Below are 24084 nucleotides of genomic sequence, written 5' to 3' on the forward strand. Positions count from 1 at the left end.
CATGTTTGCAAAGGCCCGCTGGTCCCAGCCTAAAAAATTGCAAGAGTTGAATATGTTAGATGCCAATCACATTTCCGAAACACGCTTGCGAGAGCTGCTTCATCTGGCAGCTAGGAGCGATGATTCGACACGGGATGAGGCTATCGGCGAGTTGTGGAGGTATTACTATCCGCGGCTGAAGTTGGTCGTTGGCAGTCGCATCGCTTCGATTCCGCGATTGGTCGACGAGGATAGCGATCTAACGTCTGAAGCCTTGCAGGATTTCATCTGCCACAAGATTCGTTCGCCTCTGTTGGAACTGAGCGATGTGAATAAGGTGTGGAATCTAATCAAAGTAGTGACTCTACGACACATCAACGATGTGGCCAAGCACCGATTTGCGCAGAAGCGTGGCGGACAGGTTACTACCGTCAGTTACGATGTGGCCACTGACAGCGGCTGGGAAAGTAGTTCTGATGGTCAGCTGGGCACGGTCAATTTGACTCAGCAGATTGTCGACAACAAGGGTACCGACCCGATCGACGATCTGCTATTTAGCGAGATGCTAGAGGCGCTGCTGCAGGCTTTGCCCGACGAGACAGCCCAGCGGATTGTGCTGTTGCGCTTGGAGAACCGCAGCACTGGCGAGATTGCAGATTTGCTGAAAGTCAGTATTCGCACAATCCAGCGACAGATTCGCGAGATTGAGCAGATGTGGGGTAGGCTCCAGTGCCAACAAGGTCAAAAGAATTGAGTCATAAGAATTGAAGTGGTGAAATTAGGTGATCAAGTGCAGACGACAAACAAGTTGAGAGTCCAGGGTCGAAGTCGAGTGGACACTGGTCGTCCCTGACGGCTGCAGCGGGTTAGGAAGTTTAATTGTCGGGTTTTTGGGGGCCAAATTCTGGCGGGGGTAGCAACCTTCACGTTCTGGCCAACGTAGCTACCGGTGTGGCTTGGGAAGATTTATGTAAAGACAGGGTTGGTGACAAAATGTCCTTCAGTACTCAAATGGCCAGGCTCAGCGAAATTGATTCGGCTTGGAAGCAGCGTGCACCTATGGTTTCGCAGCGGTTACTTCAGGAATGTCAGCAGCTGTGCGAAGCCGAAGAGCTGGCCGAGTTGCTGGCTGCGGATTCAGAGTGGCGTTGGCGTTTGGCCGGTCCCAGTGAGATGACTGCCGAGGCCGGAATTGACTGGCGCGATCGACGACCACGAGCGGTAGAGACCTATTTGCAGGAGAATCCAGAGCTGGGTGATTCGTTGGCCGCGCGCTGGCAATTGATTGAATCAGAGTTCATGTCGCGCAGCCGCTGGGGCAATCCGCCGTTGATTTCCACATTTGTTGAGCGGTTTCCGGAAATCGAAGACCTGGAAAAGCGCCTGCGAAATAGCTTAGACGAATTGTCGCTGCTATATGTGCGACTGGTCGAAAATGGCGATTCGCTAACCGCCACCAGCCAATCGAAGTCGATGGTCGCGGTGAAGACTCCGCTATCGATTGGTCGCCGCGCGTTTGAAGAGCCGCGAGATACCTTCGTATTGCCAGGGCGGAGGCGATTGATCATGGTGGACAATGATCAGCACGGAGTCTCGCGACAGCATGCTCTGATCATTCGCCAGTCGCTCAATCAATGTCAGGTAGTTAATACCAGTCCCTGCGGCAGAATGAAGGTTAACGGCGGTGAATATCCACCGGGTTCACATCAGTCGTATTATCTGCCAGTAACCGTCGAAATCGCAGGCCGGAAACTGCAGTTTTTTCAGCAATAGACACACGGGTTGGAAATTGATCACAGACAATTCAAGTTGGTCACGGACAGACCCGGTCTGAGCCATTTCAGTCCATCATTCTGTCAATTGCTCTATCCTCCAGCCGTTGCCGTCGTCCCAGCTGCGAACCAAATACAGACGGTACCGTGAGAATCCGCCAAGGACTGGTTGATCCTGATGGTTTTGATAATGCTGCTCGTAGGTCTGACGGCCGCTGGCAAGATTCCAGCAGACAACGCGGCCATACTCACTTAGCGCAATAAGAGTTTTTCCAGTGGCAGAGAAGGTAACATCTCTGAGTCGTTCCGTATGAATGAATTGCTTTACGATTTTTTTCTCGTTGAGATTATATAGAAAACAGCACTCATCATCACACATGATGGCCAGCAGATTCTTGTCAGGCGAAATTGCAAGATCTTTGGCCGGCAAATTGCGAAGCGTGGTAATATGTTCTGGTGGGCTGCCATCGGCAAATTTCCAGCGATAGATTTCGCGATGTTTGGCGACATACCAACAGCACTGACTGTTCGGTTCGAACCAAATCAAGCCGACTTCGTCGGCACTAGTGGTGATGGCTAGATCAGACCGACCAGGTGGCGTGCACCACACGACAGACGCCTGGGCATCCCAGCCAGCTAGCCACTGTCCCTCGTCCGATCCTACTAGGCGGAGATGGTTTTCAGATTCTGAAAATTCATCCGCGCGATACGGCAACGACCAATCTTGCCAGTCCAGTTCAGTTGGCTGGGGCTCGATGCTGGGCCGGGCGGTCTTCAGGGCTTGGTCCAAAGCTGACCAAGAAACGAAACGAGCGAGGTTTGGCTGTTCGATCGCGTACAGTCCCGCGCCTGGTACTATGCACAGAGCAGCATTGCGAGTTCTGACGTACAGATTGATGCCTGGGTGAGACTGACTGAAGATGTCTAGGGAGTCATGGTTGCTTTGAAAGAACAGGCAATTTGTCGGCTGGTTGTCTAATGGCTGACCGGCAAGCAGCAAATGGCAGTGTCTTTGCCCGTGGATAAGTGGGGATACAAACTGCCAAACTGGTCCCGAATTGGACCATTGAAATACGTTACCGTCAGCACCCAGGGTGAACACCTGTTGATCCTGAACGGTTGGTTGAGTGATTGCAGAAAAAATGCGTTCATCGGTAACGCTCCAATTGCCTTGCACAGACAGCCTGCTCCGCTCAGTGATCTTGTATTCCCAAAAAACTCCCGATCTGGAGATGACCCAGAAATGACGATTTTCGGCAGTCTGGGTATGCTTGGCCATACCGACAAAACAAACGTTTCGTATGGATTCTGGATACCCAGCGGCATCCGTTAGGCTGAAATCTTTAAGGTCCACCAAAAACACCACATTCCGATTGGAAACTACCAAGGCCCACCGCCCGTCTGGGCTGACCTTGATGACACGTGTGGAGACTTCAGGCGTTCTGGGGAGGGACTTGGTGCCGAGTGGCAACTCCTGGACTACCCTCATGTCGGTACCGTCGATGCGGAACAGTTGTTCGTGTCGATTGCCTGCCAGAAAATGACGCCCGTCGGGTAGGCTAGCGATGGTCGCGACCTTTCCTGAAACAGGCGGCAATTCGGTCAGTAGGCGCCCATCTTGCGCCGCCAAAAAGCTCAGATCATCGCTGCGGCCGTGAACCACTAATCGGTCTAATTCCTCCAGATAGATCAGCTCATGTGCTTCGTTACCCGGCGCGAAAGCGAGTGTTTTCCAAATAAGTTGATGGCTATTGCAATCCCAGGCGCAGACCGTCCCGTCATCACCGGTCGACCACAGTACGCACTGGTCCGAATTGAGCAGTAAGCAGTTGATTTCACGCTGTTGGCTATCCCATTGTGACTGGACTAACCCCGTGGCCACATCCAGAGCCGTGATTTGTGAAGATGCTCCAGCTGAAAACAGGGTACGTCCATCTGCACTGAAACAACCTGCGTACAGTGCGTGAGGTGCCTGCCAGAGCCGTTGAGGCCTGTATTTCTGAATATCCTTGGTGAGCATGTGCCAATCAATATCGCGATGCACGTGCAATGGCTGATCCGATTGATAATGTTCCAAAATGGCTCGTACGCTGCGCAGGTCACCACGTTTAAATTCTTCGGAGGCTCGAGCCATGTCCTGAGCATAGATAATTTGTTCATTGTGCCAGCGGGCAGCCTGAGAATTCTGTAGGGCGGCTGCCAAATTCGCATTCTGTTTGTCCAGCAAGGCGTTCAGCCTGCTCATGCGTTGTTCGTGGATGACCAACAAAGATATGAAAACAATGACCGCAATCATTATCAATATACTTGTCGTAGCGATCGCAGGATGACGTCGGCTCCAGCGCCAACCCCGCTCGACGACGTTCGGTGTTCTGGCACGAACGTTGCGTCCTTCCAGAAAATTCTCCAAGTCTTGTGCAAACAAATCGGCGGAGGCATAACGCCGATGGGGGTTAATGTCTGTCGCCCGCATGCAGATGGCCACCAGATCACGCGGTACTTTTGTGCAGCGGCCAAGATCGGCAAGGTCGCCGTGTACTATCTGATATAGAATTTCGCTATAGCTTGCGCCACAGGCTGCACGCTGACCGGTCAGCATCTCACGCAGAACGATCCCCAGCGCATAGATATCGCCTTGAACGGTGTAGCCCTCTGAGGTGCCCTTTACAACTTCGGGAGGCATGTAATGCACCGACCCTATCAGTCCCTGCGCTGAATGGGATAGCGACTCTTGCGAAGGCGCAGTGGCCAAACCGAAATCTGCCAGCCGAGGCGAAAATGGCAACTGGCCGACGTTATTTTTTACATCCAGCAAGATGTTGGCGGGCTTGATATCCCGATGCAGGACACGTTTCGAATGCGCATGGGCCAGAGCCTGTGCAATGTACAGAGTGATTTCCGCAGCCTGACGAGGCTCACAACCGTCGGCATGTCGTTCGATCCATTGCGACAGCGGAAATCCGTCGACCAAGTCAGAGACTAGATAGCAAGCCTCATCGGTGACCTCGAAATCATGCAGCCGGACGATATGATCATGCTGTAGCGCGGCAGTCGCCAGCCCCTCACGTTGCATCCATTTTCGCGCCGATCGATCATTGGCCCAGGATACGTGGGGAATCTTCAGCGCGACATCGCGACGCAGTTTCTGATCATACGCGCGATAAACCATGGCAAAGCCACCGCGACCCAGCAGCGCCTGTGGTTGAAACCTGTTGGTGGCCAGCTTGTCCCACTGGATGTCCTGCGGCGAGCTGGAGAGACCTGCCGTAGACACCCCAGCTGGTTGCGTCAGGGGCAGTTCGTTCGGCTGTGGTCCGTACTTCGTCGAGTCTGAAAGTGGGTTCATATTGACCTGTGCTCACCGACGGTTTCTGGATTTTACTCCAAACAGCGATTGTACACCAAAGCCAGCGGTCAACACAAGTTTTCCAGTGGCTACCGTCGCCAGCCGGTGGGTGAAGGGGCCACGGAGGAAGGTGCCGTTTTCAGGCAGCAGCCGAAGAAAATACTCGACGAGCATGCCGGCGCGCGTGCTCTCGAATTGCTGGTGGTATCCTATTATCATCAATATCCATTCAAACAGGAGCCGGTCCATGCCCAGTGTCGTTCGACGAAATCTAGAGTTTCATAGCTTGGACGACGCAGTCGCCGATTCCTGCCGGTTGCTGGCGGAGGGTTACAGCCAGGCGGGAAATTGGAATTTGTCGCAAGTGCTTGGGCACTGTAGCGACTGGCTGAGGTTTTCAATGGATGGCTATCCGCCGACTCCATTGCCTCTCAGACCACTGGTGTGGTTGATGCGGGTCACAATTGGCAAGCCTATACTGGCCAAGACATTAAAATCGCGGACGATGAAGTCGGGAGGTCCAACCATGCGCGCAACTGTCAAGGGTGTCAACGAATCAGACGATGCCGCAGCGGTTGACAGTTTTGGTCGGTTGGTGGAGCGTTTCAAGCGATTTGATGGACCCTATCATACGTCGCCGCTGTTTGGATCATTGAGTCGCGACGAGATGCGCGAGCTGCAGATTATTCACCTGCAACATCATCTGAGTTTTCTAGTACCCAATGCGCGCGAGTGACTGCTTTTCCAGAATACGGTCATTCATCAGGGCGTTGCCCGCAAAGTTAATTGAAATCCATGATCAATCGCCAATCATCCATGGTCACAACAATGGTTTGATCCAGGGTGCCAAGAGCTGCGCGGCGCGGGTTTGCGCGCGGCGCAGCGGTTGCCCGCTAGCCACGGGAGCAATGGTCAGTGGTGAGGTGACAAGTTGTGAACGGCCGCGACGTGCCTGAATCGATTGTTCGAGTTGCTGTGCGGCCAGTGGTGCATCGCTGACTACACACAGCTCCAAGTCGCTGCCCTCGGAGCGATGATCGAAGTTGTAGCTGCCGACCATCGCGAATGTCGAATCAACTACCAGACTTTTGGCGTGAAGATGCTGGGGCCCGTCGAATTCATACAGCTCGATGCCGGCGCGCAGCAGTTCAGCCTTCTGATTTTGATGCGCCGCATAAACCAGCGGCTGATTGGTACTCAATAGTGAGTTGGTTAAGATCGTCACGGTGACTCCGCGGCGGCTGGCGCGCTGCAGCGATTGACGAAAGCGATCGGAAAAAGCGGGGTAGGGGGTCTCTACAAGGACCATCTGCGTTGCTGAGTCGATGAACTGGATGACTTGATCAGCCATCACGGTCGTGCGCTTGCCGCTGTCTTGGTCATGCAACAGGCGAAGTTGGTGTGCAGGTATGTCCAGCCAATGGACATTGCCGATATCAGGCGGCCTGGAGCTGCCAGCCGACACCAGTGTGATTTGTGGAGCTTGGCGGACCGGCTCTGGTTCGCCAGAGGGCTGAGGTTCTGGAGGACCGACATTCTTGGGGGCCAGCGAGCTGACGCTGGTCCAGGACAGTCCGGTGGCAAGTTGATTTGAAATTGGACCCCAACATTGCTCCAGCGGTACAACCTCCATGCTGTCCCACAGCATCTGGAAGTATTCAGCCGCCGCTTGACTAACTTCGCCGATAATTGCCACGTCGCAATCGACAAAGTTGGTGTGCTTCATGCCGAAATGCATATCGGAAAGATTGCGGCTGCCAACGATTAAATACTGACTGTCGACTATCAGCAGCTTGGAATGCAAGCGGCGATTGAGCCACATTGGTCGTCCGGCTAACAGTGGGTGAAAAATGCGCACCTGAACGCCAGCGGCGGAAAACCGCCGGGCCATGTCCGGTGGAATGCGAGTTGCCAACCCGTCTAGAATGATCAGCACCTTAACGCCGCAGGCGGCCCGTTGGCACAAGCGATCAACCACCGCCCGAGCTGCCTGACCATCGTTCATTGTCCAGTAGGCCATGCCGATTTCGTGCTGCGCAGCGTCGATCATCGCCAGCCGCATCTCCAGGCTGGCAGCGTCGTCGTCCAAAATGGCCCACTGATCGGCTTGTCCCGAAAGAGAATCGGCCAGCCAAAGTACTAGCACTACCAGGCAAGATATTAGGAATTGGCGATGTGACAAGGGATCGGTTCCGCTGCGGAGTTGGCTGTGAACTCAGTAGCTGATCGTCCATGGTCGGGCGGCTGCCACAACCGATGCGTGGCAGCCGGCAGACTCGACCTATTTTCATTGCCATGCCACAAGGCTAGCAATGAACCATGGGCTTCGATCCGGCAGGCTACTACGCACAGTGCTTCGTAGCTACGGGTTAGTCGCTGAATGCGTAACCGTGGATGAGGTAGCGGAATAACGCCAGCAATTGCGGGTCGGTCAGGTCGTTCAGCAGATCGTCAGGCATCAAGGACTGTGGGATGGCTTGCAATTGTTCGACCTCCGCTTTGGCGACCGTTACCAGATGCTGCTCGGCGGTGCGCAGCGTGGTGGACTGTAGATCGCTGGCTACCAACAATCCGGTGACTACCCGACCGTCGCTGGTCAGCAACGCGTAGGTTTGATACCCTTCACGAATCTCGACGCTGGGTGCGACGATGGCTGTCGACCAAAAGTTCAAATTACTGCGATCGTAGGTATCTAGCGCAGGACCGATCTTCTCGCCCTGGCCAAACAATTGGTGACATTTTCCGCAACGATCCATGAACAACCGCTTGCCTTCGTATAATTGTTCAAGGCTTGCCGAGGCAGGTACTGCGGCATCTGCGCCTACAGAATGCAACAGTGGTTGCAAGAGCTGCGAGAGCAGCCTGATGCGCTCAACACGCTCGGGAGAGTTGGCTTGAGGCGCGGCGCCAAATGCCTCATCCACCGCAGCCACAATTTTCCGGTCGGAGTGATTGCGCAATTGGCTGATGACGTCCGATGGAATGTCCTGCTTGCGAATGCGCCACTGGTTAATCTCGTTCAGCAGGGCTAATGCCCAGGCTGGGCGCGAGGCCAGAGTGCGGCAAGCGGTTTCGCGCAGGCCATGTTCGGCCGGCAGCGTCGAATCGAACGCGGCTAGAATCACCGGACCAATGCGCGGCTGGTCGTACTGGGCCAGCGCTTGCAGAGCGGCGCGTTGCAATGCCGGCTGCTGAGTCGTACGCCCAGCGGCCAAGTTCAACAGGTCTTCCACCGCCGGTGGATAGTTCTGCGAGCCAAACAATCGTGCGGCTTCGATGCGTAGTCCGATATCAGCCTGGTTGTCTTGCAGCCATCCATGGGCCTGGTGCAGCGCAGCGGCGTCCCCCTGCTGGGCGGCCAAGACGATGCCATCGACGCCGCGAGCCTGTCGATAGTCGTTCAGCGCGTCTTGAATCACCGGGGGCAACTCCGGTGGCAAGCGACGTCCTTGAAACGCATTATTCAAGCCGTTGACCAGGGCATCGCGAGCCGATTGGTCCGGAGCGATTTGTAACAGCTGTGCACAGCGCTGCAGTCCGGCTGGCCCATCGCTGGTTGCGTAACGCTGCATCAGTCGCTCGGCAACAATCTGCCGCATGATGGGGCTGGTCCAGACCTTCCTATCACCCAGCAAGCGCAGGATCGCATCATATTCCTCGGCGTGCTGCTGGATGGCCCACCAGATCATCAGTGGCATGTGCGGATCGGAGATGTCTTGGTGGTGAGCTAATAGGTTGTGGATTACTGGCAATGCGACATTCGCCGGAATTCGTCGCGCCGACGCAGCCAACTGACTGCGGACCTGTACATCGGTTTCGCGCGCTGCCAACTCGGCCATCTGAATAGGGCCTTCGTGGCGATCTCCCAACAACCGCACGACCCAGCGCCGTATATGCGGGTCCGAGTGCTGCAGCCACGCAGTGGCGCGCTGCAAGGTCAATTCACCAAGATTGTTCAAAGCCCACACAGCATCCAGGCTCGATTCATCTTCGACTAGTCGAATGAGTTGAGCAGCAATCTGTGACTGCTGTTGCCAGCCGAGTTCAAGGGCAGCGCGCTGCCGCACCCATTTGTTGGGATGTCGCAGCATGGTGACCAACTGTTCGGCAGACATGCCTTGCAGACTGACCAACTGGCCCGGCGCCAACCGGCGTACGGCGTGCTGATCAGCTGCCTCAGCCGTGCCGATTTTGTCGGCTGTTGTACCGGCCGTGGCTAAGGCATCCTGGACGGCAGAGCTGTCCGGCCGAATGCGATAGATGCGACCGCTGGTTTTATGCCAGTCGTCGATGGGGCTGACGTGACTGAGTCGTGTATCGTACCAGTCGGCCAGATAAACCGCTCCATCTGGCCCAACTCCTGCATACACGGGTCGAAACCAGCGATCGGAACACTCCAGCATATTCGGCTCGTCCACGGTGCGGAAGGTCGATCCGTCGGCGTAGCGGCGACTGTGCCACACGAGATTGTGCATCGAATTGGGCGCAATCACGCTGCCGTTAAAATCTTCACCCAGCCAACCGCCGTCATAGATCAAAAATGCTTGAGGAAAACGCCGCTTGTCGCCTTCCGATTTCATCGGCGAAAAGTAACCAAAGGCAAACGGATTGGTCAGTGGACCATGTTTGCCCCAATTCTTTTGCCCGTAGCTGCCTTGCGGATAGTGCCAACCGCGAGTTTCCCCGCCGTTGGTTCCCGAAAAAACATGCCCCTGAGCGTCGATGTCCAGGCTGAACGTGTTGCCACCGCCTTCGGCATAGATTTCGAACACTCGCGAAGTCGGGTGGTAACGCCATAGACACTGACCTTCAAAAGTTGTGGCTTTGGTAGCTGCCGAAACGATGCTTCCGGCAGTCGTGCTCCCATTGGCTCCATACAGCCAGCCGTCGGGCCCGATCAACAGGCTGTTGGCGACCGAATGCGTATCTTGCAATCCAAAACCCGACAGGTGCACTTCGGGGTCAGCGTCGGGCACTGCATCGTTATCGCGATCGGGATAGAACAACAGGTAAGGCGGATTGAGTACCCAAATTCCACCGTAGCCGATGGCCACTGATGTGCAGATATTCAGTCCCGTAATCACATCACGCTGTCGATCGTAGCGTTGATCTCCGTCGGTATCTTCCAGAACGGAAATCACGTCGGCGCCAAGTACATGATTGGGCGGTGGCTCCGGTACGCGATCGAAAACAGCTCGCAGGTGCTGATCGAATCGCACAACTTTTAGACCAGCCGGGTATTGATACTGTCGATATTGCACGACCCACATGCGCCCCGCTGAATCCCAACTTAAAAACAGCGGCTGCGAAATAGCCGGCTCCGAGGCGACCAATTCAATGGTCAATCCCGATTTCAGCTTAAAGGTTTTCAGTGATTGCTCGGGTGGGGTTGGTTGCGAGTCATCGGCCATCACGCCACGTCCCGGCCGCGTGCGAAGTATTTCGGCAACTTGCTCGTTCCCCGCCACAGCGGCAACGACTTGTTCAACCGCCGGCTTTTTATCGGTTGTAGCATCTTGAGCGATTGCGCTATACGTAAAACTGGCAATCAACAAGGTCGCCCAGCCTAGCTGGCCGATGGACATCAATCGCCATGAACGATTCGGCTTGGCTCGCGGATTTTGCACGGGTCAATCTCTTGGTAGATGAAACTTAAGCTACTGTTTTGACCAGAAATGAACGCAGTATTGTTTCCGTCGTGAGGTGAACCACAGCGCTAGGTTTGGCAGGTCTCTTCGTTTCCGGCGAGCGTAGCCACCCGAATTGCCAGTTCTGACACAGCCAATCGCATTATAAGGCAAAGGATTCAGGGCCGGGTATTCATTCGGCGGGAGGGCGGATCGACCTCAAATCGGCGCGACTGTTAGAGTAATTGATATCGAAGCCTAATGCGACTGGATCGGTGGGCTTGTCCCAGTGCTGGCAGGCCAATTGATAGATTTCGGGCCACCAATTGCGATGCTCGGTCAGACCTTCGTCTTGGTATCGCTGCCAGTGGCTCATAACTTGACTCCAGGCGCGATCGCCAAAGTCTAGTGCCTGCTGGCGCGATTCAAACTGAGACACATACCAGCGGCGACCAATCTGCGCATGCAGAACTTCATCGGCCCAATCGAAATCCTGAAACAAGGCTGACAATGGATCGCCACTCTGCGTAGCAATCTCCCATTCGTAGCGTTTGCCAGTGCGAGACATTAAGCCTTGCTCGATGAAGTACAAGACACCTTGGCGCTGCTGTGGATCCAACTGTGTATTGAGATTCAGTGACCACGTGAAGTTGATCGGAATTTGAGTCCAGTCGATCCCCAGGCCGGTCAGACCCACTTGGCCCATCATGGCGTGGCGTGCCTCGTCCCACAGTTGGCGCAGCATCTCGCGATAGAAGCCCCATGGCTTTTTGCCGGACAGCTCAACCAGAATACTGGCCATCATTTCTGGCACATCCAGCTCGCGGATGCGTTTGTAGAACATCATCAATGTCTTGTCTTGCGGGCTGAAGCGCTGGTCGTACAGGAAGGCCTCGGCATTGACACCGGCGTTGTAACTGTCTTGAAAACGGCTGTCGCGGCGCGGAACGTGGCTGTATGCGAATGGTTGGCTGAACGGATAGGGTTCAGGGGGTGGGTCGGCGGGAGCCGATGGATCGCATTCATCCAGCCCCAGGATGCCATCTGCGGCATGGATGCAGCGATTCAAGTGCGCCAGCCAATCGGAGCGAATTGTTGGCCGCTGGGCTACGTCGTCCGTAACATTCGCCAGACATTGGCCGTCGCCAACCGGGTCGGCGCAGGCCTCAAATTCATCCATGGCGAGACTGGCCTGCTGGCCAACGGCGATGACTTCGGACAACTCGACGGAGATCAGTTTCGCGGCGCGAACCGTCGGTGCGTCTGCCAACGGATGTGCCGAATCACGCAGCGTGTTACAGGCCTGATGGATCGCGGGCAGAATGACCTGGTAACAACCGGCCAGGAAGCTGGCCATGTTATCCATGCGGTGGAGATCGTCCAGCAAGCGGTGCAGAGCGGCATGCGGGATCTTTTCAAGCCCCAGCGGTGGCTCACGCATTTCGCTGACTCGCTGGCGAGCTAACTGCGCTTGCTCGGACAGCAGATAAGCGTGATGACTCAGCAACAGCTTCAGCTCGTAGATCGGCTGGCTAGTAATTCTGGCAACCATCGACAGACTCAGTTGCCGTACGCAATAGTGTACACGCTTCCATGCTCGAACGCTTCGCTCCACGCTCCATTGGTTGGTCTGCATCGCCTGCTGCAAACTGCACACGCCAGCCAGCGATGGGATTTTTTCGAGCACTGCACGTTGCTGTTCATTCATAGTTGCAGTTCTTTTCATGCTTGAGTGCAATTGAATTTCGACTTGGCGAAGTCGCGCTAACCAGAGTGTGGCCGAAGAACACGTTGCCTCACATTCTGGCGAACATTGCTTCAAGAGGGCCGCGAATGTTTGAGAGCAATTCTGGCTAGAACGATATCAATTCATCAAGTGGCCCAGTGGTTAGTTGTATGGAATTGGCCTTGACCGGTTGGGCACGTAGTCGGTAATGTTTGCACACACTCAATGAGCCTTGTTTGGGGTTCTGATGAGTCGTTGACTAAATCTTTTAGAAAATGACTCGTCACAGGGAAACTGGTCTTGTGCATGGAAGCACAGGTCTGTTACACCTCGAACCGGAAACAAGTTGTTGAGGGTGATCTTTGGGAAACGGAAAGCCTGAAGCTCACCATTTAGCAATTCGTTGGTTCATGAATGCTGCCCAAAATGCAGCGCCAGTCGGTTGCCGCAGCCTGTGGGCGGCCTATACAATTTATCGTTCGAGCGGAATCGCACACGCTCCCGGATTAATAGCTCGCAGTCCTCTGCCCCCCTGGGACTCGTTCACCAATCCGGGAGCTTTTTCTTTTTACCGCGCGACCATTAGTCACTCGACTTCTCCACCGCCTGGCTACGGTAACTACTGATACGTCGAGCTTCATACGGACGGTCTTGCCAATTCGGCTAGCCCAAGCAGGTGTCGGCGCCCGTAAGTTCTTTGCAGACCCCGCATCTTCCCCAGGCGGCGAGGGTTCCCTGGACGACGCAATGCCGATTTCCAGCGATTGTTGAAGTGGCGAATTGGTTAATTTCGATTGAATCGTTAGAACCGGTTCTGTCGTCATGTAAATCGCCGCCAGCGATCTGAATTGAGTTGAACGCGCATGCCGCACTGGATTGTACTGGATCAAGCTCGCTTGCAACGCTACCAGCCTGGGTTACTGGCTGTGTATTGGCTGGTGATAGTGATGGCTTCGGGCTGGTTTGGGCCGTCGATGCTGGCTGGCGAGGGCGAGCTGACAGATCAGCTTAGCTCGCGACGGTGGGCCACGGACCACCAAGGTGCACTGGAACCGGCGGCTAACGAGTATTCAGGGCAATTGCCGCTGGGGGCTCGCGAGGTCGGTTGTGCGTCGGCTGGGTGTTGGAAGCCAGCCCTGCTGTTGCGGCAGCGGGCGCAGACTGTGATACGTCTGTACAGTGACGATCGTGCAGCCAAACGTCAAGCAGCTTCGATGTTGGCCCGTTTTCTGCAATTGCACGCGGCCTATCAGGAAGACATCGGCGCGGCCTCGGCCATGCGTCCCTACTACAGCCGCATCGCCTTGCAGCTTCAATTGCAATGTATTGACCAGGCTGTCCAGGCCACCGATCTACAAATGGCCAAGCAACACAAGCTGATGGACAACGGATTGGCTGCGGGCGCGGATTTGACCGCGTTGGACCGTCAACGCTTAGACCTGGAAGAGCAACGATTGCAGGCCGAAGCTCGCGATCGCCAGTTGCGCGAGATTGTGCACAGTCTGTCGGGGTTGGACTACGCGCAGGGGCAATGCATTGTCGAACCGCTGAGCGTGCAGCCGCAGCAACTGGATTGCCAGTGCCTTGCGCTGCTGGCGGTACGAGAGCGCTGTGACATGCAAGCTTGGCGAACTCTGTATTGTCAGGTGGACGAAGATTCCGCGCCGTTGATTGCCGGTACGCTAGCGGCTTCCATCGGCGGTTTCAGCATTCCGTTGCCGGCGGTGTATGGGCTACGGCTGCTGTTGTGCAATCCGGTCGACGAAATGACATTTGCATGTAGTCTGCGCCAGGAACTGGCAGCCATGATAAAGGTACAGGAGCAATGGATTCGACAGACCGTGATGGAGAAATGCGAAGACTTACAATTGGCATACCGGCGTTGGGAGTTGGCCGGTCAGCGTATCGAAAGTTGGCAGCATCGACTGGCTCAGCTTCAAAGGCTGGAGGAGTTGGGACAAGCCAAGCCGGATCAAAGGATCGCCGCCGAGGCCGGGTTATTGGAAGCTCGTACCACCGAGGTGACTCGGCGTCTGGAAGCCAAGTTAGCCGAAGTCAGTTTGGCCGAAGCGGTTGGTGGCTTGGCTGAACGCTGCTGTCGCGGCGAGGCGTGGCTGGTGACGGGCAACTGAGCTAGCAGATTTTAGGAGCGAGCCCACCTTCTGGCGAACGCAGCGACCAAAGCTCGGGCGAGCGTTGCTAACTAGAACAGGCTGGCCGGGTCGCTGCGGAACAGCTTGCGAATCGCCAAGCCGCCGCTGACTGTACACATCAACATCGTCAACACGAAGACCAACAGACCGCGCTCCCAAGTCAACAGCATCACCAGTCCACTGTACTTGGCCAGCACTTGGTAAAGCACGACCGACAAGATGCAGCCTGGCAAGAAGCCCAGCACGGCCAGATACATGGATTGACTGAGCACCAAACGCCAGAAATAACCCGGTCCGTAACCCATCGCCCTGAGTGTTGCGAATTCGGACATGTGGTCATTGATGTCGGTGAATTGGATTTGGTAGCAGATGATTGCTCCCACGATCAGCCCCATCACGGTACCGAGAAAGAAGATTTTGCCGATGGGCGTGGCCTGCGACCAAAACTGCTTTTCACGCTGAACAAAATCGACAGAAGGACGAACGTCCAGCAGATCGGGAGCCAATTGTCGAATCTGTGCCGCAACATCTGCCAACTGGCGACCGGCTGCGGGCTGAACCTGTAACAGAGCCATATCCACCATGTCGCTGGGCAAACGCGTCGGCGATCTCCAGGGAAAGTAGCGCGCGTGCTGCGCTTGGCTCATCAGCAACGTGCCATCGTTTCCAAAGTCAGTACCCAAGCGAAAAAAGTCCACGGCAGTCAGGCGACGTCCGTTGAGTTCAATGTGCTGCTGTTGCAATTCGGGCTGGGTCCTTGCCAAACCGTACCATGGCTTGCTCTCGGTATCGACCAAGCACGCATCGCGAGCCACAGCGTCAGAAAACTTTTGTTTGAGTTGTGTATCCACAAAGAAATCGGCGGCTACGTCATCCACCGCAATGACGCGAACGGGCCGAGCCGGTCTTCCCACGATTTGCAGGCCGGCAGTACCGCGCTCTAAACTGAGCATGCCAACTCGACTGACTTCGGGCTGCGCAGCAATTGCATCCAATATCAAACGTGGAAAGCGAAGTTCGGCAGAAACGTTGTAACGTGCCCGATTGGCCACAGCTAGATTGGCAGTATTCAAATCGAACAGCGAGAAGACTTGCGTGTTGCTATCGATCAGCGCGTTGCGAAAGCCGATCTGCATGAACATCAATACCACAGCGAATCCGACCCCGGCGGATGCTAACAGGCATTTGCTCCAACTGGAGGTCAGATTTTTCCAAGCCAACTGAGTTCGCATCGTCAGGCAAGTTCCAATTCTTAGTAGCTCACATGCTGGCTGAAGGATCACTTACGTACACGTTCACCGCCAATACTCTTCATCGAGGTGGTGGACCACTGCGGGTCCAAAACGACTGCGTGTGAACGCAGGTTATCACTCTTCATCGGTTTTAGGTATTTACCAGCAGTCTACAGCGGTCCCACCGGTCCCTGTTTACCAATCACGCGCGGGGCCAGGTCAAAACAGACTGGCCGGTTCCGCTTGCCATAGTTTTCGCAGGGCCAGCAAACCGCTGGTACAACACATTGCCAGCCCGAGCAATAATACCATCACCACACGTTGTGCATCCATGGCCATGGGGATCCCAGAAAAGCTGGTTGCCAAACGATACAATAGTTCGGCTAATATCCAAGCCAACACAAAACCCAGCCCGGCCAGAAGCGTAGCCTGTGTCATCACGATGCGTGCCAGGAAGAAGCGCGAGTAGCCTAACGCCAACAGTGTCGCATATTCGGGCAGCCGTTCGGTCACGTCGGTAGCCAACACCATATAGACGATGGCCGCGCCAACGACCAGCGCAATGGCCACTCCCATCTGAAAGATCAAGCCGATCGGCGTATGCCACAACCAGCGCTCACGTTCGGCTTGCAAAGCCTCTTGACGCGTCAACACCGCGACTGCCGGGGCTGATGGTCCAGCCGCGTTATCGCCCGCCAATTGAAATCGTTGTTGTAACAGTTGCTTGACGGCTGCAGGCGGGTGCGCATCTTGAGTCTGCACCAGCCCCATGGAGACGGAGCGTTGTGGATTGACGGGCAACACGCGCGCAAAAGCTCGATCGTTCGTGATCATAGATCCGTTGGCTGCCAAGCCAGTTCCCATGCGATAGATGCCCGCGATGCGAAATCGTTGACCACCAATCTCAGCCTCGGTATCGATATCCAGTTGACCAAATTTTCGTGCATCGATCGGCTCGAAGACCGCCTGCGTCATGTCGTCGATAATCAAATCGTGTTGGCTGTCGAGTTTTCCGGCTGCGATCAGCTGTGCGATGTCCGGCGGTGAAAACACAGGCAGGTTGGGATCGACGGCCATGACGGCAATGGGTTGAAGGTCCGCAGCTTCGCCCGGGCTACGCCCAGGAACAATGCGCTGCCAATTGAGTACCGTAACCCAGAATGGCGACACAGACTTTACGCCCGGCACATTGGCGGCATCAATCAATGCCTGTCGATCGACTTGATTGGGCTCAAAGAAATGTGCGTAGTTCGGCGAGCGAATCAGCAGGTCGAATTGCATATTCAGCAGCGTGCTGGTGGCCGTATAGGAGACGGCTCCCATGAATCCCAGTTGAGCGAACACCAGCAACAGCGCAAAGGCAACTCCACTGGTCGAAACCAGTGTGCGCGTGAGCTGGTGCCGGAGGTTCAACAGGGCCAGTGGGGTTCTCATGCTTTGCCCAACTCGCTCTCAGCGATCCACATTCCCAACGTTGATTTCGACTTCAACTTGAAGCTGTAACCAATCTTGAGCCTGTGGAGGATCGTTCAGGTCGATGATCACGACCATCGTCCGATAATCGACGGCAGCCAGCGGATCCAGCGAACGCAAACGCGGTCGCCCGACCAAACGATTCTTGTCAGCGACGACTCCGGTCAATGGTTCCTTAAAGGCTCGGCTGCGAATAGTCACGGGCTGTCCCAGGCGAACTGCACCGACATCCGCTACATTGACTTCCGCCTCACAGACCAGTCGTGACAAATCGGCCAGCTCGATCAGCGGTGCCTGGACGGCCGCGCCACCCACGGCGGCCCCGATCGCCAAGACGACTCCTGGGCCGGGCGCGGTAATGGTCGAGCGGCCGGATTCAGCGTCCAGTGCCGACAATTGCAGATCGAAAACTTTGCCTGGGTCGGGTTGCTCAGCCATAGCCAGTAGTGCTTCAGCAGCCTGCAACTCTTGGTGGGCCGCGGCAGCAGCCAATTCGATTTCCTGGCTGGCCTGCTGGTGAGAAAGTTGCTGTCGTTGTAGCTCTAGGCCGGCATCGTTGACCGACAGGCTCTGGCGGTCGACATCGATGCGCCCCACGAACTCGCGCGTCAAACTGTCTTCGGCGATTCGTTTGAGCGATTCCAGAATCTTGGCGGAGGCTTGTACTTGTTGAGCACCCAGTGTGAGCAAATGAGCCTGTTGCTGCAGTGCTTCGCGTCGCGCGTCGATTTGTTTTACTTTTAGCTGAGCGGCGGTAACTTGCAACTTGGCTTGCCGCACCGCATTTTCCTGTTCGCGGATGGCGTTACGCCGCTGTTCTTGCAATGTGGCTCGCTGCGCAGCGAGCGTGGCTTGGGATCGCAATACCGCCAAAGTTTGCCCTGGCTGAACTTGTGCTCCCACAGGGACTGGAAGGTCTACGACCGTATCACCGGGTGCCGAGAAGATTTTAACAATGCCACCGGCGGGCATGATCTGGCCCTGTGCTACGACCCGCTGAACGACTGTTGAAGCTTCATTGGAATTGGACTGGCTGGAAGTGGGCGGCTGGCGAGCTGGACAGCCGGCCAAGCCAACGAACACGCACACCGCTAGCGCGGCCCAAGCGGTCGCGGCGCTGCGATTACTCAATGGGATTCGGCAGAAATGGGGAGAACTATTCACAAATCGGAACATTATTGATTGGTGACAGGCGATACCGAAGTCGATTTGGCTATAGTCTATTTAGAGGGCCGTCCGCGTGGACACCTTTCTCTAAATTTTTGCAAGCGAGTGGATCGAAATGGCAATCAGCAGCCAACAGCGTGCAGTCCCTGGCATCCGCTGGACCACCGAGTCTGCTGGGGTGGGAATGTGCGTCAATCAATCTTTAGCGGTCCGGTTCGGCGTCGTTCATCAGTCAGATTGCGTAGCGGCGACGGCATCTTCCGGTACGGGGTGTAACCGTAAGCCCTGTAACGGTTATGTGGAGGGTCAGCGGTGGTAGAAACCAGCCCCAGATCCGTGCGGTTTGATCCGCGGTGGCGCGAGCGGTTGGCCGGTGATGTCAGGCCGACCATCGTGGCTAAGGAGCTGCAGCACTATTTTGGTGCGGGCGAGCTGCGGAAGCAGGTGTTGTTTAACAATACGCTGGATATTTACGCCGGCGAAATCATCATCATGACCGGCCCCAGCGGTTCGGGTAAAACAACCTTGCTGACACTGATTGGAACACTCAGGCAAGTTCAGGAAGGCCAGTTGACCGTCCTGAACCGTCCGCTGCATCGCACGAACCATCGCGAGCTACTGGAATTGCGTCAAGAGATTGGCTTTATCTTTCAAGCGCACAATTTATTCGACTCGCTAACAGCTACTCAGAACGTGCGGATGGCTTTGGAGCTGGTTCAATCGCGCGGCTCACGCAGCCAGCAGTCTCAGCGTTGCCGAGAAATGTTAGAAGCTGTCGGATTAGGCGAGCGCATTGATCACAAGCCCAAACAACTTTCAGGTGGACAAAAGCAACGCGTGGCCATTGCTCGCGGCTTGGTGCATCACCCCAAATTGATCCTGGCCGATGAACCGACAGCCGCTTTGGATGAACAGAGTGGTCGCCGAGTTGTAGAACTGCTCAAGCAGCGCGCTCGCGAAGATCAAGCGACCATCATCATTGTTACTCACGACAATCGCATATTGGATGTGGCCGATCGCATTATCAATCTGGTAGATGGCAACATTCGTAGCGACGTGCTGGTTCAGGAGGCCGCCATCGTCAGCCAGATGCTGGCCAAGTGCGAAATCTTTCAGCATCTGACCCCACGGAGTCTTGCCGAAATGGCCGATCACTTGAAACCACAGCCGCTGGCGGCCGATCAAGTCGTGATTCGTGAAGGTGACATCGGCGACAGATTCTTCCTGATTCGAGAAGGCTCTGTCAGCGTCCGCCGTAGCGGAACGGAAGTCGCGGTTCTGTCGGAGGGCGATTTTTTTGGCGAAGTTGCCTTGTTGTACAACCAGCCACGCAATGCGACCGTTGTGACGCGTGAGCCTTGCGTCTTGTACACGTTACATCAAGATCACTTCCGTCTGGCCATGTCCCAACAGGCCAGCTTTGAAGCTGAAATCCGCAGAAGTCTCTTTGACCGGCAATAGCCATTAAACAATTGGAAAAGCCGCGCTGGGGTCCATGACCAGCACACACCCGCCATCCCCGGCGCGCTAGTCGGATGCAGCCTGTTTTGACGGTTTTCGGCACCTTGGAAATGGGGCAATTGGGGCGCCCAAGCAGTTTCGGTAATTTTTCGGGCAACTCATATTGTTTTTCTGCGTGAAATCAGTGAAATTGAACCAGCGGTCGATTCGATCACTGAAATAGGTAAAGTCGAATAGGTCGGCGAGTGCTGCATGCGGCAGCGGGCCTACGAATCACGAAATGGGGAATCCGTTCGATGAACTTTGAAATCGACTTCATTGGCTAGGAATCGCAAGGATGTCTGAGACTACTTTTTACCAGTTTTCCCGAGAAGTTTGGCAGGCAGTCACCAATCAAGCGCGATACGCATTGGTCCGCAAAGATTTCAGCGCGGAGGATTCGCGTATTGAATCACTGCGCTGCGTCTATTTGGACGAAGAGTGCGAATCGGACTTCGGTCGCCAAGTCTGGTTCTTTGAGGCGTTCGGAATTGATCCGGTGGGACGCAAACACCGGCTGTATGGAGCACTGGACTTCTCCATTCAATATGGCCTGATGGAGCCGGCACGGGCTATGCTGTCCGACGATTCCCGTCATCGCCAGCGAATGTTGCAGTCCATTGCCAATCCGGTTCAGCAACAGGTTTGGGCTAGTCCCTCGACCAAGGTCTGGGTGAGACTTACGTTGGCCTCGGTGATCATCCTGTCGTCGATCTGGTTGCTGTTGCTCGCTCAAACGCTGATGCAAGGCTAGTGCCTGGAGCGGCGCTGCTGGGTAATTGAGAGTTCATGAGCGTTGCTTCATGTGCTGGCGAGCGTAGCTACGTTACGAATTCTTCTTCGCCATCGCCGCTGGGGCGTTGCAATTGCCCAGAGTCTTCCAAGCTGCGCACAACGTCTACGATCTTCTGCTGCATGGATTCCACTTCGGCCAAGCGAACTTTGCCGACGAAGCTCATCTCTTCACGGAGCATCTCGGCTGCTCGCTGCGACATATTACCGAGAATCTTATCCTGCAACGGCTGGCTGGCCCCCTTGAGAGCCAAAGCCCATTGGCTGCTATCGATGCTCTTGAGCACGGTTTGAATATCTTTGTCGGAAATCTTGATCAAGTCTTCGAAGACGAACATCAAGCGTCGAATTTCTTCTACTAGCTCAGACTTGTTCTTGGCCAAGCCGTCGAAGATGTTGCGTTCGGTGGCGCGATCGCTAACATTCAAGATTTCGGCCACTGCCGGGATGCCGCCCGCCTTTTGGTAGGCCTGAGTCATAAACAGAGCCATGCGGGCCGACAGCCCCTTTTCGACTTCTTCGATCGCTTCGGGACTGGTCTGCCCCATTTCGGCAACACGCTCGACAATCGCCAATTGTCGCTGTGTCGGAAATCCGCACAAGACGGTGGCTGCCAACGGCGGCGGCAAGTGACTGAGTACCAAGGCGATTGTTTGTGGATGCTCGTCGATTAAAAAAGTGAGGATGTTCTGTGCGTCGGCCTTGTGCAAGAATCCAAAGGGCATGGACTCCAGGGTCTGCTGCAGCAGGTTCAACATGTCCCCGGCGTCTTTTCCCAACGCCTTTTTGACTAGCGTCTTGGCCTTGTTGATACCTCCCGAACTTGGATTCAGTGCGCTGGGGCGCGTGTTGAGGAACTCATTGATGACATTCTCTTGCTCAGCCGTGGAGACCAGGTCAAGTTGCGCGATGGCGATCGAGACCTTCTCTGCGAACCGGCGTGGCAACATCGCCAGAATCTGCGCGGCGCTATCCTCCTCCAGACTCATGAGCAGGATCGCGGCTTTGCGAACGCCTTCAGATTGCTGAATGGCCGACATGTCGATCTCCATCACTGTGTCAATATGCTCAGCTGCACACCCCGACCGGTCGCGAGAAACGGGCGCAAACCACCGTATGAGAATCGGATAGACAGCCGCTGGGATATGACGCTCAAGCTAGCATTTTCCGAGAGCTAACAACTGTGGTAAGCAAGGAATTACCACAGTAACGGCTGTAGCAGTTGTAGCGTTCATGGGTTACCAAGCAATGCGGCAGGCAGCCCACTGGCCGTGATTCTCGTCCACCGACACTTCCAGCCAATCGAGAGTCGCAACGGCGGCTTGCAATCGCTGGCGAACTTGACCGGCAATCCACCAAGCGATCAATTCCGCCGTGGTGTTAGCGACCGGGAGCAACATGCAGTCCTCGCGCGGAAAAATCCATCGCTTTTCGCGAAAGCGAACTTCCACCTCCGTCGGCCCTTCATGGACGACAATCAGCGGATGCTGGGTTGCCAGAATGACTCGGTGGTCCAACTGCTTAACAATCTGGGCCAAGTTGTCGCGAAAGGCGATGAAGTCGATGACGTACTGATTCTCATCCAATGGTCCAGCTACTTCGGCTTTCACGCCGTAATTGTGGCCATGCAGGCACTCACAGACATCACCCGCAAAGGTGATGAAATGCGCTGCGCTAAAAACCAGTTGCTGTTTGTGTAAAAGCACGCGATACTGGCCACCAGCTGGACTGGACGGGCTGGACGACATAACAGAAGACTCCCGATGAATGCTGAGGGGGTGGTTGAGTACGTGGATTACCGTATCTCCCGGAGGTCCATTGTAGCCGGTTCCTGGCCGTACGCTGGCCCAAGACTTGACAGTCGCCTGCTTCTGAGTTTGGATAGAGGCGTCGAACAGTGGCGAAATTGATAAGCTGCATTCGGAAAAGTGTAAATGTTAAGCGCAGGCGACTGTGCTGGCAGCCCAAACGCATCATGTACTTGTGCTAAAACGCAAGGCAAGTATCTGCGAAGTTCCCGACTCCAGTTCCAGCCCAAGCGACCTGGGCTTCATTGACATCGACAGCAATTATTCGTTCACAGCCAACAGCGTTGCCGGTATCTACAAATGGGAATGGTTCGATCGGGTCGGGTAGTACAGATCGCGCTGCGCAAGCCACTGGAGCGCAGCGTGTATCAAGGCCACGCCTGGCTGTTCAGCGACGCCATCGAATTGCCTCAGGCAGAGTGCGGCCGCGTGGCGCATGTGTTAGACCGACGTGGGCGAACGATCGCCGGTGGGATGTATTGCAGTCAGCATCCGATCGCGCTGCGCATTTGTACGCTCGAGCCACCCTATCGTGTTGACGACGCCTGGTTGGTATCGCGAATGGAGAGTGCCATTGCGCTGCGGCAACAGTTGCTTAATTCCAGCACAACCGGCTACCGTTTGGTTGCCGGCGAGGGCGACTTGCTTCCAGGCCTGATCATTGATATCTATGATCGCACGGCGGTGATTAAATTGGATGGGGGCGCACCCGAAGTGTTTTACCAACCGCAGCCCATTGCGGATTGGCTGAGGCAGCGATTAGAGCTTCAGGCTGTTTTATGGCGACCGCGTGGTCGAGGCACCAACGGCATTAGCTTGAGTGGTCCCATGCCAGCTGCGCCGATTGAATTCCTCGAAAACGGGCTCTCCTATTCCGCAGATGTCATTCGTGGTCAGAAGACCGGTTTTTTCTTGGACCAGCGCGACAATCGAGCTGTGGTGCGCGCCTGGTCGCTTGGCCGCGAGGTCTTGAACTTGTTCAGCTTCAATGGCGGCTTTTCCATTGCCGCTGGTGTCGGGGGTGCTGCTGACGTGACTTCGGTGGATATTGCGGCACCGGCGATCCAGTCATCGCAGGCGCTGTGGCAGCTCAACGGACTTGCTCCGCAGGCTCATCAAGGCGTGGTGGCCGACTGCTTCGAGTATCTCGAACAAGCTGCGGGGCAGGGCAGGGCCTGGGACTTGGTGATCTGCGATCCGCCATCGTTCGCTCCCAGTCAGCAAACTCGACAGTCGGCCTTGGCTGCCTACGCTCGACTGGCTCAGATGGCGGCCAGCGTCGTGCGGCCCGAAGGCTTGTTGGCGTTGGCGTCCTGCTCCAGCCATGTGGATCAAGCCGCTTTCACCCAGGCTTGCCAGGAAGGTCTGGGCCGTGCGCGTCGAGTTGGCACGTTACTCAGCCAACTCGGCTTGCCTGCAGATCATCCCACGCCGCTGGCAATGCCTGAACTGAGGTATCTCAAGTTTCAGCTCCTGCGGTTGTCGTAACTGGGCACGGATAGGCTAAAC

Annotated in this window: 17 protein-coding genes; 7 read left to right on the forward strand and 10 right to left on the reverse strand. The window is 55.5% G+C overall.

The genetic code is table 11. The annotated features are described in order from the left end of the window. Position 1 precedes the first annotated feature (1 nt). Together KF752_18215 and KF752_18220 are read left to right on the forward strand one after the other, a co-directional pair. Positions 2-733 carry an HTH domain-containing protein gene (locus KF752_18215; GenBank protein ID MBX3423494.1) on the forward strand — a complete coding sequence of 244 codons (732 nt, stop codon included), beginning with the start codon at positions 2-4 and terminating at the stop codon, positions 731-733. Between the two features lie 239 nt (positions 734-972). After that, complete coding sequence (locus tag KF752_18220; GenBank protein MBX3423495.1) at positions 973-1752, forward strand: hypothetical protein; 780 nt, start codon at positions 973-975, stop codon at positions 1750-1752. 75 nt (positions 1753-1827) lie between these two features. On the opposite strand, the gene KF752_18225 is transcribed toward KF752_18220, so the two are convergent. Beyond that, positions 1828-5097: a protein kinase gene (locus KF752_18225; GenBank protein MBX3423496.1), complete on the reverse strand. Its 3270-nt coding sequence runs from the start codon at positions 5095-5097 to the stop codon at positions 1828-1830. A gap of 12 nt (positions 5098-5109) precedes the next feature. Beyond that, the gene (locus KF752_18230) at positions 5110-5316 is read right to left on the reverse strand and encodes a hypothetical protein (GenBank protein MBX3423497.1); all 207 of its coding nucleotides are present in this window, start codon (positions 5314-5316) and stop codon (positions 5110-5112) included. A 28-nt stretch (positions 5317-5344) separates the two neighbouring features. On the opposite strand from KF752_18230, the gene KF752_18235 reads away from it, so the two are divergent. Continuing rightward, complete coding sequence (locus tag KF752_18235) at positions 5345-5833, forward strand: DUF1569 domain-containing protein (protein ID MBX3423498.1); 489 nt, start codon at positions 5345-5347, stop codon at positions 5831-5833. Positions 5834-5917: 84 nt separating this feature from the next. Here KF752_18235 and KF752_18240 read toward each other — a convergent pair whose 3' ends face one another. From KF752_18240 to KF752_18250, 3 genes are all read right to left on the reverse strand, one after another. Next, the gene (locus KF752_18240; GenBank protein MBX3423499.1) at positions 5918-7243 is read right to left on the reverse strand and encodes a phosphatidylserine/phosphatidylglycerophosphate/cardiolipin synthase family protein; all 1326 of its coding nucleotides are present in this window, start codon (positions 7241-7243) and stop codon (positions 5918-5920) included. A 223-nt stretch (positions 7244-7466) separates the two neighbouring features. Then, the gene (locus KF752_18245) at positions 7467-10682 is read right to left on the reverse strand and encodes a c-type cytochrome (protein ID MBX3423500.1); all 3216 of its coding nucleotides are present in this window, start codon (positions 10680-10682) and stop codon (positions 7467-7469) included. Between the two features lie 235 nt (positions 10683-10917). Further along, the gene (locus KF752_18250) at positions 10918-12432 is read right to left on the reverse strand and encodes a hypothetical protein (GenBank protein MBX3423501.1); all 1515 of its coding nucleotides are present in this window, start codon (positions 12430-12432) and stop codon (positions 10918-10920) included. An 881-nt stretch (positions 12433-13313) separates the two neighbouring features. Between KF752_18250 and KF752_18255 the strand changes: the two genes are divergently transcribed. Beyond that, entirely contained in the window at positions 13314-14582 is a 1269-nt protein-coding gene (locus tag KF752_18255; protein MBX3423502.1) for a hypothetical protein, read from the forward strand. A 71-nt stretch (positions 14583-14653) separates the two neighbouring features. Here KF752_18255 and KF752_18260 read toward each other — a convergent pair whose 3' ends face one another. From KF752_18260 to KF752_18270, 3 genes are all read right to left on the reverse strand, one after another. Then, positions 14654-15835 carry an FtsX-like permease family protein gene (locus KF752_18260; GenBank protein MBX3423503.1) on the reverse strand — a complete coding sequence of 394 codons (1182 nt, stop codon included), beginning with the start codon at positions 15833-15835 and terminating at the stop codon, positions 14654-14656. A 219-nt stretch (positions 15836-16054) separates the two neighbouring features. Then, on the reverse strand, positions 16055-17269 hold the full coding sequence (locus tag KF752_18265) for an FtsX-like permease family protein (GenBank protein ID MBX3423504.1): 1215 nt from the start codon (positions 17267-17269) through the stop codon (positions 16055-16057). A gap of 18 nt (positions 17270-17287) precedes the next feature. Next, positions 17288-18439: an HlyD family efflux transporter periplasmic adaptor subunit gene (locus KF752_18270; GenBank protein ID MBX3423505.1), complete on the reverse strand. Its 1152-nt coding sequence runs from the start codon at positions 18437-18439 to the stop codon at positions 17288-17290. Positions 18440-18787: 348 nt separating this feature from the next. On the opposite strand from KF752_18270, the gene KF752_18275 reads away from it, so the two are divergent. Both KF752_18275 and KF752_18280 read left to right on the forward strand, forming a co-directional pair. Then, complete coding sequence (locus KF752_18275) at positions 18788-19936, forward strand: ATP-binding cassette domain-containing protein (GenBank protein ID MBX3423506.1); 1149 nt, start codon at positions 18788-18790, stop codon at positions 19934-19936. Between the two features lie 337 nt (positions 19937-20273). Then, positions 20274-20729, forward strand: a complete 456-nt coding sequence (locus KF752_18280) for a hypothetical protein (GenBank protein ID MBX3423507.1) — start codon at positions 20274-20276, stop codon at positions 20727-20729. Positions 20730-20796: 67 nt separating this feature from the next. Here the strand turns inward: KF752_18280 and fliG are convergent, their stop codons facing one another. Both fliG and KF752_18290 read right to left on the reverse strand, forming a co-directional pair. Continuing rightward, positions 20797-21819, reverse strand: a complete 1023-nt coding sequence (gene fliG / locus KF752_18285; GenBank protein MBX3423508.1) for a flagellar motor switch protein FliG — start codon at positions 21817-21819, stop codon at positions 20797-20799. Between the two features lie 186 nt (positions 21820-22005). Next, positions 22006-22515 carry a 6-pyruvoyl tetrahydropterin synthase family protein gene (locus KF752_18290; protein MBX3423509.1) on the reverse strand — a complete coding sequence of 170 codons (510 nt, stop codon included), beginning with the start codon at positions 22513-22515 and terminating at the stop codon, positions 22006-22008. Between the two features lie 360 nt (positions 22516-22875). Here KF752_18290 and KF752_18295 point away from each other — a divergent pair, with 360 nt between their 5' ends. Then, positions 22876-24063, forward strand: coding sequence for a class I SAM-dependent rRNA methyltransferase (locus KF752_18295; protein ID MBX3423510.1), 1188 nt, complete (start codon positions 22876-22878; stop codon positions 24061-24063). Positions 24064-24084: the final 21 nt, after the last annotated feature.

It is taken from the genome of Pirellulaceae bacterium, from assembly GCA_019636385.1.
Taxonomy (GTDB): Bacteria; Planctomycetota; Planctomycetia; order Pirellulales; family Pirellulaceae; genus Aureliella.